The following is an 18,532-nucleotide window of genomic DNA, read 5'->3' on the forward strand; positions in this document are numbered from 1 at the left end:
GGGGGCGCCTTGCCTGCGAAACGGGCGACGCGGTCGTGAAAATCGCGCGCGATCATCGTCGATGCGCGACCACCGGCTTTTCATGCTGCCGGACAAAGCAGGCATAATACCGCGCCTTCTACACTCAAGCGCATTTTCAGCGATTGCCGGACACTCCCTTGACCTCAGCCAAGCCCACCGCCGTTCCTCTGCGCCCCTCGGCCTGCCCGGGGTTGTGGCGCATCGTCAGTGCTCGCGACGGTGGCATCTGCCGGGTCAAGCTGCCGGGTGGCGTGCTGCTGGCCGATCAGGCCGAGGCGCTGGCCACGGCGGCCGAGCGCTTCGCCAGCGGTGTGATCGAGGCGACCAACCGGGGCAACCTGCAGATCCGCGGCATCGGCAGCGATCATGCGGCGCTGATCGACAGCTTGCTGGACGCAGGGCTCGGCCCGCGCGATGCCGCCAGCGACGATGTGCGCAACCTGATGCTCAGCCCCCTGGCCGGGCATGATCCGGCGATGTTGCTGGATGTGCGGCCGCTGGCCGGGCAGATTCTCGAGCTGCTGCAAGGCACCCCACGCTTTCATCAGCTGTCGGCCAAGTTCGCCGTGCAACTTGATGGCGGCGAGGGCGTGGCGATGCTCGAGCACCCCCACGACCTGTGGCTCTCGCCGCTGCAACTGGACCATTGCGACTGGCTGGCATTCGGCCTGGCCAGCAGCCCGGCCGATGGCCAGGTGCTGGGCGCAGTCCCGCTGGCGCAGGGCCTGGCGTTGGTGCGCGCGGTGCTTGAGCGCTTTCTCGACCTGGCCAGCGCCGAGCAGTCACGTATGCGCCAATTGCTCCACGCAGACACGGCGCAAGCGTTCATCGCTGGCCTCGGTCTGCCGCTTCGCCGCGATGCGGCGGTGCTGGGCTGGCGCCGAGCGGCTGCCAACCGCCCGTGGCTGGGCGTGGTCGAGCAGCAGCACGGGCTGGCCCTGGGCGTGGCCCCACCGCTGGGCCGGCTGTCGCCAGGCATGCTGCGCGGCGTGGCCAAGGTGGCCAGGCAGTGGGGTGATGGCAGCCTGCGCCTGAGCCCGTGGCAAAGCCTGATGCTGACCAATATAGAGGCGGCCGGCCTACAGCCTGCACGTGCCGAACTGTCTGCCCTGGGCCTGCTGTGCCAGGCCGATGAGCCGCTGACGCGCCTGGTCGCCTGCACCGGCAGCCAGGGCTGCGCCAAGGGCCTGGCCGACACCAAGGCCGATGCCGTGCAACTGGCCGCAGTACTGGGCGGCGGCGCCCCTGGCAGCGTGCACCTGTCTGGTTGCTCACGCTCTTGCGCCGTGGCGCATGTCGCCGCGGCGACCTTGCTGGCCCGCGCGCCGGGCCGTTACGACCTGTATCTGCGTGACGCGCGTCTTTCGGGCTTCGGTGCCCTGCGCGCCACCGACCTTACCTTGAATGAAGCAGGCGCCATGCTCGCCCTGCCGACGGAGCACCTTGATGATTGACTACATCCGCGATGGTCAGGAGATCTATCGCAATTCCTTCCGCATCATCCGCGAGGAGGCCCGGCTGGAGCGGATCCCTGCCGATCTGGAAAAGCTCGCCGTGCGCGTGATCCATGCCTGCGGCATGGTCGAGGCCATCGATGGCCTGCAGTTCTCCACAGGCGCCGGTCGCGCCGGTCGCGAGGCTTTGGCCAAGGGCGCACCGATCCTGTGTGATGCGCACATGGTCGCCGAAGGCATCACCCGTGCTCGCCTGCCGGCCAACAACCCGGTGATCTGCACCTTGCGCGACCCCAGCGTGCCTGGGCTGGCCAAGGACGCCGGCAATACCCGTTCGGCGGTGGCCCTGGAATTGTGGCGCCCGCACCTGGAGGGCAGCGTGGTGGTCATCGGCAACGCCCCGACCGCGCTGTTCTATCTGTTGGAGATGCTCGATGCCGGTGCACCGAAGCCTGCGTTGATCCTCGGCTTCCCGGTCGGCTTCGTCGGCGCTGCCGAGTCCAAGGCGATGCTGGCGGCCGATAGCCGGGGCGTGCCGTTCGTGATCATGCAGGGCCGCCTGGGCGGTAGCGCGATGGCCGCGGCTGCGGTCAATGCGCTGGCCACGGAGGTGGAATGATGGCGCCGCGTGGACGTCTGCTGGGCCTGGGTGTCGGGCCTGGCGATCCTGAACTGATCACGGTCAAGGCGCTGCGCTTGCTGCGCGAGGCGCCGGTGGTCGCGTATTTCGTGGCCAAGGGCAAGCGCGGCAACGCCTTCGGCATCATCGAAGCGCACCTGCAGGCTGAGCAGACGTTGCTGCCGCTGGTCTACCCGGTGACCACCGAGGTGCTCCCCGCGCCGCTGTCCTACGAGCAGGTGATCAGCGACTTCTATGACGAAGCCGCGGTGCAGGTCGCCGAGCACTTGGACGCAGGGCGCGACGTGGCGGTGATCTGCGAAGGCGATCCGTTTTTCTATGGCTCCTACATGTACCTGCATGATCGCCTGGCAGCGGCCTACCAGGCGCAAGTCATCCCCGGCGTATGCTCGATGCTTGGCGGTGCCTCGGTGCTCGGCGCGCCTCTGGTCTATCGCAACCAGAGCCTGTCGGTACTGTCGGGCGTGCTGCCTGCAGCCGAACTCAAGCGCCGCCTGGCCGACGCCGATGCGGCGGTGATCATGAAGCTTGGGCGTAACTTCCCCAAGGTGCGCGAAGTACTGGCCGAACTGGGCCTTGACCAGCGCGCCCTGTACGTCGAGCGGGCGACCATGGCCAACCAGAAGATCGTGTCGCTGGAGCAGGTCGATCCGCAGTCTTCGCCGTACTTTTCGCTGATCATCGTGCCGGGGGAAAAATGGCAGGGTTGAACATGCACAAGGCACCGGCAATCGTCGTGCTCGGTCCCGGTAGTCTCGCCACCGCCCAGCGCATCCAGCAGTGCTACCCGCAGGCGTCGATCCATGGCCTGCACGGGCGGGTCGCAGGTGCCGACCAGCTGTACAGCCAGTTTGGCGAACACCTGCGTGGGTTGTATCAGCAAGCCACGCCAATCATCGCGCTGTGCGCGGCCGGCATCGTCATCCGCAGCCTGGCCTGCGTGCTCGGCGAGAAGGGCGACGAGCCGCCGGTATTGGCCGTCGCCGAAGATGGCAGTGCCGTGGTGCCGCTGCTTGGTGGGCTGTCCGGAGTCAATGTGATGGCCCGCGAACTGGGCGCTGCGCTGGACGTGGCGGCTGCCATCACCACCAGTGGCGAGCTGCGTTTTGGCACCTGCCTGTTGAATCCGCCGCAGGGCTACGCGCTGGCGGATCTGGAGCAAGGCAAGCGTTTCGTTTCCGATCTGCTGGCAGGTGCAGCGGTGCGTATCGAAGGGGACGCGCCCTGGCTGCAGCAGGCGCAGTTACCAGCCAGCCAGGCGGCACAGCGCACCATTCATGTGGGCCCGCGCGCACGACCGGCGCACCGCGACGAGTTACTGATTCATCCCCGCTCGGTGGTGGTCGGCACGGCAGGCGGCGACCTGGCCAGTATCCGCCAGGCGCTGCAGCAAGCCGGCATTGCCGAGGCGGCACTGGCCTGTGTGCTGGCCGACGAGCAGGCCATGGCCGACAGCGTCCTGCACGAGGCTGCGCAAGCCTTGGCGGTGCCTCTGCGCTTTGCCGCCAAGCCGACCGATGTGGCGGACATGCTCGCCACGGCCTTGCCGACTGCGCAATTGATCGAGCAGACCGGCGTGGCCATCGCCGTGGCAGCGCAACCGGTGCAGGTACACAGCATCGGCCGGCGCCGCGGTCGTCTGGCAGTCGTTGGCTTGGGCCCGGGCGCGGCCGAGTTGATGGTGCCGGCCGTCAAGGCCGAGTTGGCGCGCGCCGATGACGTGCTCGGCTACGAAACCTACGTGCGCATGGCTGGCCCATTCCGTGACGACCAGGTTTTGCATTGCACCGATAACCGTGAAGAAATGCAGCGCGCCCGCCACGCCTTCGAACTGGCCGCTCAGGGACGCCGGGTGGTGGTGGTGTCTTCCGGGGACCCTGGTGTCTTCGCCATGGCTGCGGCTGTACTGGAGGCGCTGGATGCGTCCAGCGACCCCGCCTGGCATCGCGTCGACCTGGAGATGCTGCCAGGGGTCTCCGCGTCCCTGGCTACCGCTGCGCAGGCTGGCGCACCGCTGGGCCACGATTTCTGCGTGATGTCGCTGTCGGACAACCTCAAACCCTGGTCGATCATCGAAAAGCGTCTGGCCCTGGCCGCGCAAGCTGACCTGGTGCTGGCGTTCTACAACCCGATCTCGCGTTCGCGGCCCCATCAGTTGGGGGTGGCCCTGGACGTGGTACGCCAGTACCGCGAGGGTTCGACCCCGGTGGTCCTTGGCCGCGATATCGGCAGACCCGGGCAGACGCTCAAGGTCGTCAGCTTGGCGCAGTTACGCCCGGACATGGTCGACATGCGCACCATGGTGCTGATTGGCTCCTCCACCACGCGCACCATCGAGCGGGTCGATGGCAGCCAGTGGGTGTACACACCGCGCTGGTACCCACAACCGCGCTAAGCGCTCGGGAACGCCTTCCTGCCAGCTTGCCGCAAGGGCATTGCGTAGGGTGCATGGACCTCGACGAACGGCGTCGGGGTCTACCTGCGAGGAAGCGTTGCATGACTATCGACACCACTTCCGCGGCCAATAAGTCGGCTGCGGTCATCGATCAATCCATCCTGGCCTTTGGCGTCGGCCTGGACCCCGACGTTCGCTCCGACATCAAGAACGTCTATCAGTTTGCCTCTCGCGTGGCGTCCAAGCGCTACTCCCAGGAAGGGCAGACCGAAGCGTGGTTCAACCAATTCATCGAAACCATGCGCGACTGTGGCTGGGTCACCCTGCAGCGGGCTTACGAGCGCGAAAGCTCGCAGTCGCAGTCGTTGAAGTTGGGCGCGATCATGTTCAAGGGCATCAAGGTGGTGGGGCAGGCGGTGCTCAGCAACCCACTCACCGACGCCCTGGCGCAGTTGGCCAGCGACGCGCTCGAAGGCCTGGGCAAGGTCACCGAAGCCCAGGACATCTTCCAGCGCAATCTCAAGGAGCGAAAGGCCAGCACCGTCGGGCTGGGCGCCTGCATCCAGAACGATGCCGGCGAGATCTTCCTGGCCGTGAGCGCCGTGGATACCACGCCGTTCGATGACAACAACCTGAACACGGTGCTGTTCGAGTGGAAGAGCTCGGCATCGGCGCTCTATACCGGCAAGGCCTTGTTCGTGTTCAACCGCGATCTGTACGACACCGTACGCGCGACCATTCGCGACAAGCTCACGCAGAACACCATCAGCAAAGTCCTGGACTACGACATTTGAGCCACCTGGGGATGCCTCGGCATCCCTTGCTTTGTTGGTGTGAACAACAGGAGACGCCAGTATGGCCGATGAACGTTTCACCCTGTGGCTGGCAGGCAGTTCGGCACTTTTGATCGATAACGCGCTGACCCTGCAGCAACGTCAAGACGCCCTGGACTGTGTGCTCTACGCGCAATTGCTCGCCAGCAAACGCGCTGGCGAAGCGGCGGCAAATGCCGGGCACTGGTTCGAGCAATTTCGCCAGGGTTTGAGCGACCTGGGGTGGGTCGGTGTAATGAATCACGCCGAGCAATCCACTGTGGATGAACAATCCCCCACGCCGTTGCAGTGCATGGAGCAATGGTTACTCGAGCGCGATGCCTCCCTGGAGGATAGCTTGCCAGGTGTCGCCGGTGCATTAGGCTTGCCCTCTGCGCACAAGCACCTGACGCGCTTCGCGCGCTCGGCGGCCGGGATCGCCAGTGAGCTGGCGGTGGTATCCAGCGCACAGGTAATGGCGTTGTGCAGTGCGGTCGTCGATAGCGGGCCCGTCAGCCAGGAGCGGCGCATGGCGTTTCGCGGCTGGGTGGGCAGCCCTGTCGAGCAGTTGCTGGCGCTCAAGCGCAGCGATCTGCGCGAACTGCTCGAAAGCAAACATGAGCGTGACTACTTCACTTACCTGGGCAAGCTGGGGGCGGGAGGTATGCATGGACGGGGTTAGTGCCTCGGTTGTGGGTGGCAGCCTGGTATCGTTTCTGCCAGGCATTACCGAACAGCAACGTGATGCCGTGCAACTGGCGGTGCTGCTGAGCGAGCGCATCACCCGGCGCGATCACGCAGACGGTCTGGTCGATGACTGGTACAGCTATTACCGCAGGCGTCTGCAGTACCTGGGCTGGGATGCGCTGGCATCCGAGCAGGTGCACTGGCCCAAACCGCAACGCAAAGCTATTACCGACAAGGCGCTGGAATCGGTGGGCAAGGTCGCTGGCGAGCAACATGCCCGCAGTCTGGCGGTGGCGTTGCCCAAGTTGATGAGCACCGAGATGCCGTTGAGGCACATGGAACAACGCACCCGCGAACTGGGCCTGTTCCAGCTAGTGCCATGCGCCCCGAGCAAACAAGGCTATGTGGACGTGGTGATCTATCACGAGGCGGGAAATCGGGCGTCGTTCAGCGCAGGTTTTCTGAGCAGCACCCTGGAAAAAACCCAGGTCCGCGCTGAACTGGTGCGCTTCAATGTGCGGTTGTTCCAGCAGGAGTTCGAAGCCAAGGTGCGGCGCAACCTCGAGAGCGTGATGCGCCAGGAAATCATCGCCCTGGATCTTTAAGGCAGCATGTAGCCTTGGATGCCTGTGAAAATGATCTGCGCCGCCAAGGCGCAGACAAACAGGCCCATCAGTCGACTGACGATCTGCAAGCCCTGGTCGCCCAGCAGCCGCTCGATGCCGTGAGACAGGTACAGCACCACGCCAACGGTGAGACTGGCCAAGGCAATGCTAATGATCGCCAGCAGCTTGTCGGCCACATGCGGCTGACTCACCCCCATCACCAAGAGCGCACCGATGGTCCCTGGGCCGACCGTCAACGGGATGGTCAGCGGCACGATGGTGACGTCCTGCTGTACGTTGTCGACCTGAAAAGCGGCCTTGCCCTGGGCCATGCCCAGCGCCGAGATGAACAGCACGCTGCCCGCGCCGATGCGAAACGCGTCGGCGGTGATTCCGAAGATACCGAAGATCACCCGCCCGAACAGATAGAGCAGCACGCTGGCCACCAGCGCGGCGAATGCGACTTTCCAGGCCAGTTGTTTACGCTCTTTGCTGGAGTAGCCACGCGTCAGGCCAATGAAGCACGACAGCACGAAGAACGGACTGTAGAGCACCAGCATCTTCAGGTAGACACTGAACAGGTCATGCAGCATGGGCGGTGTCCGGTCGGCTCAAATCGCGCCAGTGTAGCAGGGCGCCGAGCCCACGGCTGCAAGTGCCTGGCTCAGGATGTCGGCGCAGGATTGGCCTGGGCCTGGCGCTGATCGGCCCAGTACTGGATCAATTCACGCAGCTGCGAGAGCTCGACCGGCTTGGCCATATGCCCATCCATCCCGGCGAGCCGTGCGCGTTCCTTGTGTTCGGCGAGAATGTGCGCGGTCAGCGCTACCACTGGCGTACGCTGGCGTCGCTGGGTGGATTCCCAGGCGCGCAACTGCTGGGTGGCAGAGAAGCCATCGAGCACCGGCATTTCGCAGTCCATCAACACCAGGTCGTAGCGCTGGGCTTTCATGGCTTGCAGCGCCTCTTCGCCATTGCTGGCCGTGTCGGGCTGCAGGTTGAGCTTGCCCAGCATGCCGCGGATCACCTTGGTCGAAATACTGTTGTCTTCGGCGACCAGCACCCGGAAGTCGCTGGGCAGCTCGAGCGCAGCCGGAGCGGCTGACAGCGCCGTTGGGATGGCCTGCTCGCGGCCGCGTTGGGCCAGTTCTTCGGCCAGGGTGGTTTTCAGCGTGTAGCCGGCCACCGGTTTGGCCAGGATGCGCTTGATGCCTGCGTTGCGGGCAATGACCTTGCTTGGCGCGTTGCTGATGCCGGTGAGCATGACCACCAGGATGTCGTGGTTCAGGCTCGGGTCTTCCTTGATCTTGGCGGCCAGCTGCATGCCGGTCATGCCGGGCATGTTCTGGTCCAGTAGCACGGCGTCGAAGTAGTCGCGCAGGTGCGCCTTGGTGCGCAGCAGCGCCAGGGCTTCCTTGCCTGAAGGCACCGCGCTGACGTTCATGCCCCACGCGCTGCATTGCTGCACCAGCACCTTGCGACAGGTGTCGTTGTCGTCCACCACCAGCACCCGCGCATCACGCAACGGCCCGTCGAGGTCGGCAGGGGGTTGCTCCAGGCGCGAAGGGTCAAGGGGCAGGGTCAGCCACAGGGTGTTGCCCATGCTGGTGCTGCTCTTGATGCCAAACTCACCTTGCATCAGGCCGATCAACTGCTTGGCGATGATCAGCCCCAGATGCCCGCCGAGCTTGTTGCTGGAGAGGAAGTGATGGCTATGCAGCTCGGCCTGCAGCAGCGCTTCGCGCTCAGCGGCGGGCAGTGGCTCGCCGCTGTCCTGCACGGCGATGCGCAGGCGCGGATTGTCGCCGCGCTGGTCCAGCGCCACGACCAGGAGGATCTCGCCGTGACCGGTGTTTTTCAGGGCGTTCTCCAGCAGGCTCGACAACGCCTGGCGCAGGCGCGTGGGATCGCCGCTGATGACCCGCGGTACCTGTGGCTGGGTGAAACTGATCAATTCAATGTTCTGCTGCTCGGCCTTGGCGCGGAAGATGTTGAGGCAATCTTCGATCAACGCGTTGAGGTCGAACTGCACGTCATCGAGCTCGATCTGCCGAGATTCGAGCTTGGAGATGTCGAGAATCTCGTTGATCAGCGTCAGCAGCTCGTTGCCGGCGCTGTGAATGGTCTGCACGTAGTCACGCTGCTTGACCGACAGCGGCGTTCCGAGCAGCAATTCGGTCATGCCTAACACGCCGTTCATCGGCGTGCGGATTTCATGGCTGATCTTGGCCAGAAATTCTGCTTTTGCATTGATTTCCGCATCACTGGCGGCCAATGCGCGGCTGGCGCTGAAGCGCTCTTCGCTCATGCGCCGCAGCCGCTCGCTCACCGCCAGGTTGAGCAGCAGCCCGCTGGTGACCGTCAGGCCGAGCAGGATGCACAGCAGCCAGGGTGTCGAGGTACGGGTCAGGCCCAGCAGTGCCGGCAACAGCACTAGGCCGCCCAGGTTGAAGACCAGCATGGCCAGGGTGAACAGCCGTGCCGGGGCATAGCCCTTGTACCAGTGATAGCAGCTGGTCAGCAGCATGGTCATGCTGCCGATGGCTAACAGCGCGTAGGTCATCAGGTTCAGCGGCAAGGTGTCGACGAACAGCAGCACCAGCCCGCTCACGGCGGCGACCAGCATCTCGCCTTGCAGCAAACGGTTGAGCCGCGGTGCGCTGCAGGCTGCGAAGAAATGCTGGGTGAAATACAAACCCGACAGCCCAGCCAATACCAGGGTCAGGTAGGCCGCCGGGGTTTGCGCACTGTGCCACAGGTGCCACCACGGCCCGCTGAGGTTGAGCAGGATCAAACCGCTGAGCAACATCAGGCTGTGGTAGAGCGCCAGATACAGTGTGGTACCGGAGCGGGTGTAGAGAAAACGGATCAGGTTATGCAAGATGAGCATCACCAGGCCGCCGAACAGCATGCCGAACAGCAGCGGCTGGCTGCGATCGGAGGCAGCCACGGCGGCTGATTCCAAGGTGATCGCCGGGCGCAGTTGGTGCTCGGAGACCAACCGCAGGTAAATGTCCAGCGGTTGCTGGCTGTTGGGCAGGGGCAACACGTGATCGCTGCCGCGCAGCGTCGGGTCGGCCTTGCCGCCTTCACGCCCATGGTGCAGTTGGCGTACCAGGCGTTGGCCATCCAGGGCGTACAAGTCCAGGCGCGACAGGTCCGGGGCGAAGATGCGCAGCAACTGCTCCTGATCGCCCGGCTCCAGACGGTAATGCAACCACAGCGCCTGCTCGGCAGGGGCGGCGTCCAGCTCGCCCAGCGTAGTGGGGCTGAACTGACTGCGATAGCGGTCCGAACGTACGTCGGAGAGTTGCAGATTGGCCTGTTCATCGAGCAGCGCCGACCATCCCACGCCGTCGTCGGCCGAAGCCGCACGCAGGCAGAGCAGGGTCAGCAAGCTGACGATCAGAGCTGTGGCAATCCGAAGCCGACGCACTACGAGATCCCTTCCTAGCCGATGTGCCAGGCACTTACTATGCGCGGCGTGCCAACGCGAAGGCAAGGCCCTTCCGGAGCCCTGTCGACGAGCCGGATGCCGCAGGCACGTGGCGCTGCGGCAAAACCGGTGAAATTTACTGCTGGTGCTCACCGCGTTCGCGGGCAATCGCCCGGTAGCCGATGTCGGTGCGATAGAAGCTGCCGTTCCAGCTCACTTGCTTGGCCAGACGGTAGGCTTGCTGCTGGGCATCGGCAACGCTGGCGCCCATGGCAGTGGCGCACAGCACGCGGCCGCCGCTGGTAACCACGTGACCATCCTTGAGCGAAGTGCCGGCATGGAACACCTTGCCTTCGATCGCGGCGGCGGCCTCCAGACCCTGGATCACATCACCTTTGGCGTAGTCGCCTGGATAGCCACCAGCGGCCAGGACCACACCGAGGCTCGGCCGTGGGTCCCACTGCGCTTCGACCTTGTCCAGTGCCTTGGCGAAGGCGGCCTCGATCAGCAGCACCAGGCTCGACTCCAGGCGCAGCATGACGGGCTGGGTTTCAGGATCGCCGAAACGGCAGTTGAACTCGATGACCTTGGGGTTGCCCGCCTTGTCGATCATCAGGCCTGCATAGAGGAAACCGGTGTAGACGTTGCCTTCTTCGGCCATGCCGCGCACGGTCGGCCAGATCACTTGGTCCATCACGCGCTGGTGCACATCGGCGGTAACGACCGGGGCAGGGGAGTAGGCGCCCATGCCACCGGTGTTCGGCCCAGTGTCCTGATCGCCGACGCGCTTGTGGTCCTGGCTGGTGGCCATTGGCAACACGTTGTGGCCGTCGACCATGACGATGAAGCTGGCTTCCTCGCCGTCCAGGAACTCTTCGATGACCACCCGCGAACCGGCGTCGCCGAAGGCATTGCCGGCCAGCATGTCACGCACGGCAGCCTCGGCTTCTTCGAGGGTCATGGCGACGATCACGCCTTTGCCAGCGGCCAGGCCGTCGGCCTTGATCACGATCGGCGCGCCTTTTTCCTGCAGATAGGCCAGGGCTGGCTCGATTTCGGTGAAATTCTGGTAGTCGGCGGTCGGGATCTTGTGGCGCGCCAGGAAGTCCTTGGTGAAGGCTTTGGAGCCTTCCAGTTGCGCAGCGCCCTGGGTTGGACCGAAGCAGTCCAGGCCGCGGCTGCGGAACAGGTCGACCACGCCAATCACCAGCGGCGCTTCCGGGCCGACGATGGTCAGGTCGACGTGCTTCTCGGCGAAGTCTGCCAGTTGTTCCAGGGCGCAGACGTCGATGGCGACGTTCTCGCACTTGGCCTCGGTGGCAGTACCGGCATTGCCCGGTGCCACGAAGACTTTCTCCACCCGTGGGTCCTGGGCGACTTTCCAGGCCAGGGCGTGCTCACGGCCGCCGCTGCCAATGATCAAAACTTTCATGTCAAAACCTCGAATTCTGGTTGGCGCCGATCCCGGTTCTGCTGTGCGAGCGAGGATCGGCGGCCATCTTGATTAGTGGCGGAAGTGGCGCATGCCGGTGAACACCATGGCGATGCCGGCTTCGTCAGCAGCGGCGATCACTTCGGCATCGCGCATCGAACCACCTGGCTGGATCACGGCGCTGATACCCGCCTTGGCGGCGTTGTCGATGCCATCACGGAACGGGAAGAAGGCATCCGAGGCCATCACGGCACCCTGAACCTGCAGGCCAGCGTGCTCAGCCTTGATCGCGGCGATGCGGGCCGAGTTGACGCGGCTCATCTGGCCGGCGCCGACACCGATGGTCTGGCGCTGCTTGGCGTAGACGATGGCGTTGGACTTGACGAACTTGGCCACTTTCCAGGCGAATACCAAGTCGTGGATTTCCTGCTCGGTCGGCGCGCGCTGGGTGACGATCTTCAGGTCATCGGCACCGATCATGCCGATGTCGCGGCTCTGCACCAGCAGCCCGCCATTGACGCGCTTGAAGTCCCACCCGGCGGCACGCTCGGCTGGCCACTCGCCGCACTCCAAAAGACGCACGTTCTGCTTGGCGGCGACCACGTCGCGGGCAGCCTGGGAGATTTTCGGGGCGATGATCACCTCGACGAACTGACGCTCGACGATCGCCTTGGCGGTTTCGCCATCGAGCTCGCGGTTGAAGGCGATGATGCCGCCGAAGGCCGATTCGGTGTCGGTGGCATAGGCCAGGTCGTAGGCCTTGCGAATGCCGCCTTCCTCTTCCGGTACCACCGCCACGCCGCACGGGTTGGCGTGCTTGACGATCACGCAGGCTGGCTTGACGAAGCTCTTGACGCATTCGAGCGCTGCGTCGGTGTCGGCCACGTTATTGAACGACAGCTCTTTGCCTTGCAGCTGCACGGCGGTGGAGATGCTGGCTTCGCCTTTTTTCGCTTCGACGTAGAACGCCGCGCTCTGGTGCGGGTTCTCGCCGTAGCGCATCTCCTGAGCCTTGACGAACTGGCTGTTGAAGGTACGTGGGAATTCGCTGCGCTCGGCGGTCGACAGGGTGTCTTGGCCTTGATCGATGGTGCCCATGTAGTTGGCGATCATGCCGTCGTAGGCGGCGGTGTGTTCGAACGCCTTGAGCATCAGGTCGAAGCGCTGGGCGTAGGTCAGGCCGCCGGCCTTGAGGCCGGCGAGCACGCTGGCGTAGTCGCCGGCGTTGACCACGATGGCGACATCCTTGTGGTTCTTGGCCGCCGAACGAACCATGGTCGGACCGCCGATGTCGATGTTCTCGATGGCGGTCGGCAGGTCGCAACCTGGCTTGGCAATGGTGGCTTCGAACGGGTACAGGTTCACCGCGACCAGATCGATCGGCTTGATCCCGTGTTCGTTCATGATGGCGTCGTCGGTGCCGCGACGACCGAGGATGCCGCCGTGGATTTTCGGGTGCAGGGTCTTGACCCGGCCGTCCATCATTTCGGCGAAGCCTGTGTAGTCGGCCACTTCCACCGCGTCGACGCCGTTGTCCTTGAGCAGCTTGTAGGTGCCGCCGGTGGACAGGATCTCGACACCGAGCTGTTGCAGCTCACGGGCGAATTCGAGGATACCGGTCTTGTCGGAGACGCTGATCAGGGCGCGGCGGACTGGCAGGCGGGTAGTCTGGTCGGTCATTTCGGATTCCAATAACGCGGTGGAGTCAGCAAAAAAGGCGTCTCTTCGCAGAGGCCGCCTTTTCTGATTGGGATTCTGGCTTTACAACAAGTCGTACTGCTTGAGCTTCTTGCGCAGGGTGCCACGGTTGAGACCGAGCATCTCGCTGGCCTTGGTCTGGTTGCCCTTCACGTAGTTCATCACGCTCTCGAGCAGGGGCGCCTCGACTTCGGAGAGCACCAGGTTGTACACGTCCGTGACGGTCGCGCCTTCCAGGTGTGCGAAGTAGTTGTGCAGCGCCTTCTCGACGCTGTCGCGAAGGGTCTGGCCCTCTTCGCTCGGCGTGTTGAGGTGCTGTTTGAGGTTGGCGTTGTCGCTCACGGGCGTTGTTCCACTCACTAATGTCTCGGTCATCATCGTCATGCGGCCACCCCTTGTCCGTCCTCTGTCTCAAGGCTCTGTCGACGCTCGCTGAAGTACTCGCGAACGTTGGCGCACTGCGCTTGTGTGTCTTCCAAAGCGTTGAACCGGGAGCGAAACTCCTTGCCGCCGGGTCGTGTTGCCAGATACCAGCCCACGTGCTTGCGGGCGATACGCACGCCCATCACATCGCCATAGAAGGCATGCAGCGCGGCCAGGTGCTCCAGCAGGATGCGTTCCACTTCGTCCAACTGCGGGGCTGGCAAATGCTGGCCGGTCCGCAAAAAATGCTCGATCTCGCGAAAGATCCACGGCCGCCCTTGGGCAGCCCGGCCAATCAGCAGGCCATCGACACCGGTGGCGTCCAGCACCGCCCGGGCCTTCTCCGGCGAGGTGATGTCGCCGTTGGCGAAAACCGGGATCGACACCGCCTGCTTGATGGCCGCGATGGTCTCGTATTCGGCGTCGCCGGTGTACAGGTCGGCGCGTGTACGGCCATGCACCGCCAGCGCCTGGATGCCAGCCTGTTCGGCAATCTTCGCCACGTTCAGGCCGTTCTTGTTCGCCCGGTCCCAGCCGGTGCGGATCTTCAAGGTCACCGGAACCTCCACTGCGCCGACCACGGCGTGGAGAATCTCGGCTACCAATGCTTCATCTCTCAATAAAGCAGAGCCTGCAGCTTTGTTGCAGACTTTTTTGGCCGGACAGCCCATGTTGATATCGATGATCTGGGCGCCAGCCTCGACATTGGCCCGTGCTGCCGCTGCCATCATCTGCGCGTCGCCACCGGCGATCTGTACCGAGCGCGGCTCGGGATCGCCTTCATGGATGCGGCGCAGGCTGGACTTGCGGCTGTTCCACAGGCTCATGTCGCTGCTGACCATCTCCGACACCACCATGCCAGCGCCGAGGCGCTGGCAAAGTGTACGGAAAGGCTGGTCCGTGACCCCGGCCATGGGCGCGAGGATCAGGTTGTTGCGTAGTGTGTAAGGGCCGATGCGTACCGCCGACATAGGTGTTCCCTGTTGTGGGGCCGAATCTTTGGAGTTCGAAAAAGGGATCGCATGATACCCGCTCTCGATGACCGGATAAAGATGGATTTGGATAAAATCTGAACAATTGGGGGCGCTGCAAGGGGCGAGCTCCAAGCTGCAGGAGCGAACAGGCCGGCTATCGGCTCGTTCGTCCTGTGGCGTGCAGCTCGCCGCTTGTCGCTTATTCCGGCGAGCGGAAGCTCAAGCTGTAGTTCACCGCCTTCGGGCCTGGGTCGAGGATGTCGAGGGCGATGTGGATCGGTGTCTGGCTGGGCATTTCGCCGCGCCCTGCCAGCTCGCCGGACAGATACTCGCTGGGCTTGAAGCGGCGGCTGGCGATCAGCTGGCCGTTGAGATCGGCAAAGCGCAGCTCCAGCAGCGGAAAGGGTTGGGCGAACGGCGCGCGGTTGTAGATGATCGCATCGACGATCAGGGCGCCGTTGAAGTCCGGATGGCTGCGCACCACCAGGTTGCTGCTTTTGATGCGGCCGATATCGACCCGGGTGGGCACCTCGCAGCCCAGCACCGGGCACAGCTGCTGGAAGAGCGGCCGGTATTGGTCCTGACGGGCCATTTCGTCGAAGTGAAACCATACATACTGGAAGGCCAGCAGGGCTGCCGCCAGCAGGGTCAGTGTACCCCACAGCAAGCGCTTGCCCCAGTTCGGTGCAGGCTTTTCCCAGCCCAGTTGCAGCGGATCGTCCACCACATCGACCAACGGCTCCTTGCGCGTCGGGCGCTCCGGCCGGGCAGCGAGGCCCGGTTCCAGGCGCTCGCCAGGCTCTGGCTGATGCAGTTCGTCATGATCGGCCAATAGATGCGAGTCGCTGTCGTCGTCTCGAGCGCTCAGGCCTTTTTCGTGGACCATGTCATCGTCGTTGTCATCGAAACGAGCCGTCGATGCGGCGTCGGTCTGGACGGGCGTGGGCGCAAGGTCGTCCAGGTCGAGGTCCAGGCGAGCGCCGAGGGTGGGTTCGGTGCGCGCGTCTGCCTGCACTTCAGGCGGCTGTTCGTCCAGCAGCAGCGGCATCGGCTCCTCGGACGCTTCGGGCTCATGGGCATCGTCGCTAGCCGTGCCGAACGGCACGTCATGCTGCTGGTCGCTGACCGGTTCATCGCGCCGGGCCTGGAGGTTGTCGGCAACGGCTTCGGCGCGTGGCTCGGTACGCTCGCCGCGGCGTTCGAGACGGGCCAGCTCCTGATCCAGGTCCAGTTCATCCAGGGCTTGTGCGGTGAGGGTCCAGTCATCCTTGGCCACCGCCGGCGTTGCGCTGGGCGAAGGCTCAGGCGCGGTCGTCGGTGCGAGTGGCGCCGCGGCCGGCTGCTCGGCAGCGGGGCCGGGGGCGGCGCGGTTCTGCTCCAACAGCTGCTTGGCCGCATTGAACACCTGCAGGCAGTGACCGCAGCGCACGACGCCACGGGCCACGCTCAGTTGCTGGTGGGTGACGCGAAAGCTGGTCTGGCAATGCGGGCACTGGGTGACGAAACTGTCGGTCATGCGGCGATCCGGGAGCTGTACGAAAAAGGTAGTTTAGGCCCGCTTAGCGGCGCCGCCCACTGATGCGCACCCAGCCGTCGCGCACGACGATCGGGTCCAGCTCGAAGTCGGCAGCGTAGGCTGCGGCGACTTCCTCACCCTGTTCGGCGAGGATGCCCGACAATGCCAGCAAGCCACCAGGGCGAACCAGCCCGCGCAGCTGCGACGCCAGTGACACCAACGGCCCGGCCAGGATGTTGGCGACCAGCACGTCGGCCTGCATGGCCGGCAGCTGTTCCGGCAGGTAGAGCGCCAGCTTGTCATCGGCGATGCCGTTGCGCTGGGCGTTATCCCGCGAGGCTTCGATGGCCTGCACGTCGATGTCGGTACCGACCGCCTCGCGGGCACCGAGCAACAGCGCGGCGATGGCAAGGATGCCCGAGCCGCAGCCGAAGTCCAGAACCTGCGTGCCTTGCAGTGCCTGGCCATCCAGCCATTCCAGGCACAGCGCGGTGGTTGGGTGCGTACCGGTACCGAACGCCAGGCCCGGATCGAGCAGCAGGTTGACTGCGTCTTTCTCCGGCGCATCGTGCCAGCTCGGCACGATCCACAGGCGCTGGCCAAAGCGCATCGGCTGGAAACCGTCCATCCAGCTGCGTTCCCAGTCCTGGTCTTCGATCACCTCGGCCTGATGCTCGGGCAAGTTAGCGCCGGTCAGCAGTTGCAGATGGGCGAAGACGGCCTCGGGTTCGGCATCGGCTTCGAAAAGGGCCAGCAGATGGGTGTGCGACCACAGCGGGGTGGTATTGAGGTCGGGTTCGAAGATCGGCTGGTCTTCGGCGTCCATGAACGTGACCGAGACGGCGCCCACTTCAAGCAGGGCGTCTTCGTAGGTTTCGGCTTGTTCTGGGTTGATGGCCAGGCGTACTTGCAGCCAAGGCATGGCGGGCACCTTTGGAAAATCGACAGGGGCAGCCCTAGGCTGCGCGAAGGCTGGCAGTTTACGCGAGTGCAGGGGGTTTGTAGAGCAGGCTCGCTGCAGCTGACAGGCAATAAAAAACCCCGGAACACGTCCGGGGTCTTGGGGCATCACGCTAGGGCGATCACTCCTGGTTGGCCAGTTTGTGCTCGAGGTAGTGGATGTTCACGCCGCCTGCGCAGAAACCTTCATCACGCACCAGGTCGCGGTGCAGCGGGATGTTGGTCTTGATGCCGTCGACGACGATTTCGTCCAGCGCATTGCGCATGCGCGCCATGGCTTCGTCGCGGTCCTTGCCGTAGGTGATCAACTTGCCGATCAGCGAGTCGTAGTTCGGCGGTACCGAGTAACCGCTGTACAGGTGCGAATCGACGCGCACGCCGTTGCCGCCGGGGGCGTGGAAGTGCTTGACCTTGCCGGGGCTTGGAATGAACTTCTTCGGGTCTTCGGCGTTGATCCGGCATTCCAGCGAGTGACCACGGATGACCACGTCTTCCTGGCGGAACGACAGCTTGTTGCCAGCGGCGATGCTGAGCATCTCCTTGACGATGTCGATACCGGTGACCATCTCCGACACCGGGTGCTCGACCTGCACGCGGGTGTTCATCTCGATGAAGTAGAAACGGCCGTTCTCGTACAGGAACTCGAAGGTACCCGCACCGCGGTAGCCGATTTCGATACATGCATCGACGCAACGCTTGAAGACTTCCTGACGCGCCTTTTCGTCGATCCCTGGGGCCGGGGCCTCTTCCAGGACCTTCTGGTGACGGCGCTGCAGCGAGCAGTCACGGTCGCCCAGGTGGACGGCGTTGCCCTGGCCGTCGGACAGTACCTGGACTTCGACGTGGCGTGGGTTGGTCAGGAACTTCTCCAGGTACACCATCGGGTTGCCGAAGGCTGCACCGGCTTCGGTGCGGGTGAGCTTGGCCGAGGCGATCAGGTCCTCTTCCTTGTGCACCACGCGCATGCCGCGTCCACCGCCGCCGCCAGCGGCCTTGATGATCACCGGGTAGCCGACGTCACGGGCGATCGCCAGGGCGACCTCTTCGTCTTCGGGCAGCGGGCCATCGGAGCCTGGCACGGTCGGTACGCCGGACTTGATCATCGCGTCCTTGGCCGACACCTTGTCGCCCATCAGGCGGATGGTGTCGGCTTTCGGGCCGATGAAGGCGAAACCGGATTTTTCTACCTGCTCGGCGAAATCGGCGTTTTCCGCGAGGAAGCCGTAACCCGGGTGGATTGCCGTGGCGCCGGTGACTTCGGCGGCAGCGATGATCGCCGGGATCTTCAGGTAGGAATCCTTGGACGCTGCGGGGCCGATGCACACCGACTCGTCTGCCAGGCCCAGGTGCATCAGTTCCCGGTCAGCTGTGGAGTGCACGGCGACGGTCTTGATGCCCAGCTCTTTGCAGGCACGCAGGATCCGCAGGGCAATTTCCCCGCGGTTGGCGATCAGGACTTTTTCGAGCTTCCCAGACATC

General features: G+C 64.3%; 16 protein-coding genes. 7 read left to right on the forward strand and 9 right to left on the reverse strand.

What is annotated here, in order from left to right; genetic code table 11:
* Positions 1–143: 143 nt before the first annotated feature.
* The 7 genes from cobG to FS665_RS15555 all read left to right on the forward strand — a co-directional run bounded on the left by cobG (position 144) and on the right by FS665_RS15555 (position 6,614).
* Entirely contained in the window at positions 144–1,475 is a 1,332-nt protein-coding gene (cobG, locus tag FS665_RS15525; protein WP_371921275.1) for a precorrin-3B synthase, read from the forward strand.
* Positions 1,468–2,094: a precorrin-8X methylmutase gene (locus tag FS665_RS15530; RefSeq protein ID WP_145190142.1), complete on the forward strand. Its 627-nt coding sequence runs from the start codon at positions 1,468–1,470 to the stop codon at positions 2,092–2,094. Before cobG ends, FS665_RS15530 begins: the two co-directional genes overlap by 8 nt.
* Positions 2,091–2,825, forward strand: coding sequence for a precorrin-2 C(20)-methyltransferase (locus FS665_RS15535; protein ID WP_178108353.1), 735 nt, complete (start codon positions 2,091–2,093; stop codon positions 2,823–2,825). Before FS665_RS15530 ends, FS665_RS15535 begins: the two co-directional genes overlap by 4 nt.
* Entirely contained in the window at positions 2,813–4,510 is a 1,698-nt protein-coding gene (cobJ, locus tag FS665_RS15540) for a precorrin-3B C(17)-methyltransferase (protein ID WP_145190145.1), read from the forward strand. Before FS665_RS15535 ends, cobJ begins: the two co-directional genes overlap by 13 nt.
* A gap of 101 nt (positions 4,511–4,611) precedes the next feature.
* Positions 4,612–5,304 (forward strand): hypothetical protein, encoded by a 693-nt coding sequence (locus FS665_RS15545; RefSeq protein WP_145190148.1) that lies wholly within the window; start codon positions 4,612–4,614, stop codon positions 5,302–5,304.
* 61 nt (positions 5,305–5,365) lie between these two features.
* Positions 5,366–6,004, forward strand: a complete 639-nt coding sequence (locus FS665_RS15550; protein ID WP_145190150.1) for a hypothetical protein — start codon at positions 5,366–5,368, stop codon at positions 6,002–6,004.
* Complete coding sequence (locus FS665_RS15555) at positions 5,991–6,614, forward strand: hypothetical protein (RefSeq protein ID WP_145190153.1); 624 nt, start codon at positions 5,991–5,993, stop codon at positions 6,612–6,614. Before FS665_RS15550 ends, FS665_RS15555 begins: the two co-directional genes overlap by 14 nt.
* Here FS665_RS15555 and FS665_RS15560 read toward each other — a convergent pair.
* The 9 genes from FS665_RS15560 to accC all read right to left on the reverse strand — a co-directional run bounded on the left by FS665_RS15560 (position 6,611) and on the right by accC (position 18,531).
* Positions 6,611–7,204 carry a MarC family protein gene (locus tag FS665_RS15560; RefSeq protein WP_178108357.1) on the reverse strand — a complete coding sequence of 198 codons (594 nt, stop codon included), beginning with the start codon at positions 7,202–7,204 and terminating at the stop codon, positions 6,611–6,613. The genes FS665_RS15555 and FS665_RS15560 overlap by 4 nt on opposite strands.
* Positions 7,205–7,278: 74 nt before the next feature.
* The gene (locus tag FS665_RS15565; RefSeq protein WP_145190158.1) at positions 7,279–10,050 is read right to left on the reverse strand and encodes a hybrid sensor histidine kinase/response regulator; all 2,772 of its coding nucleotides are present in this window, start codon (positions 10,048–10,050) and stop codon (positions 7,279–7,281) included.
* 136 nt (positions 10,051–10,186) lie between these two features.
* Positions 10,187–11,482 carry a phosphoribosylamine--glycine ligase gene (purD, locus tag FS665_RS15570; RefSeq protein WP_145190161.1) on the reverse strand — a complete coding sequence of 432 codons (1,296 nt, stop codon included), beginning with the start codon at positions 11,480–11,482 and terminating at the stop codon, positions 10,187–10,189.
* Positions 11,483–11,554: 72 nt separating this feature from the next.
* The gene (gene purH, locus FS665_RS15575) at positions 11,555–13,162 is read right to left on the reverse strand and encodes a bifunctional phosphoribosylaminoimidazolecarboxamide formyltransferase/IMP cyclohydrolase (protein WP_145190164.1); all 1,608 of its coding nucleotides are present in this window, start codon (positions 13,160–13,162) and stop codon (positions 11,555–11,557) included.
* 81 nt (positions 13,163–13,243) lie between these two features.
* Positions 13,244–13,564 (reverse strand): DNA-binding transcriptional regulator Fis, encoded by a 321-nt coding sequence (gene fis / locus FS665_RS15580; protein ID WP_008093076.1) that lies wholly within the window; start codon positions 13,562–13,564, stop codon positions 13,244–13,246.
* Positions 13,561–14,574, reverse strand: a complete 1,014-nt coding sequence (dusB, locus tag FS665_RS15585; RefSeq protein WP_145190166.1) for a tRNA dihydrouridine synthase DusB — start codon at positions 14,572–14,574, stop codon at positions 13,561–13,563. Before dusB ends, fis begins: the two co-directional genes overlap by 4 nt.
* Before the next feature lie 202 nt (positions 14,575–14,776).
* A complete protein-coding gene (locus tag FS665_RS15590; RefSeq protein ID WP_145190169.1) occupies positions 14,777–16,093 on the reverse strand; it encodes a DUF3426 domain-containing protein in 1,317 nt (438 codons plus the stop codon).
* Between the two features lie 43 nt (positions 16,094–16,136).
* On the reverse strand, positions 16,137–17,015 hold the full coding sequence (gene prmA / locus FS665_RS15595) for a 50S ribosomal protein L11 methyltransferase (protein ID WP_145190172.1): 879 nt from the start codon (positions 17,013–17,015) through the stop codon (positions 16,137–16,139).
* 160 nt (positions 17,016–17,175) lie between these two features.
* A complete protein-coding gene (gene accC, locus FS665_RS15600) occupies positions 17,176–18,531 on the reverse strand; it encodes an acetyl-CoA carboxylase biotin carboxylase subunit (RefSeq protein WP_145190174.1) in 1,356 nt (451 codons plus the stop codon).
* Position 18,532 lies beyond the last annotated feature (1 nt).

Source organism: Pseudomonas sp. URMO17WK12:I11, assembly GCF_007677725.1.
In the GTDB taxonomy this organism is placed as follows: domain Bacteria; phylum Pseudomonadota; class Gammaproteobacteria; order Pseudomonadales; family Pseudomonadaceae; genus Aquipseudomonas.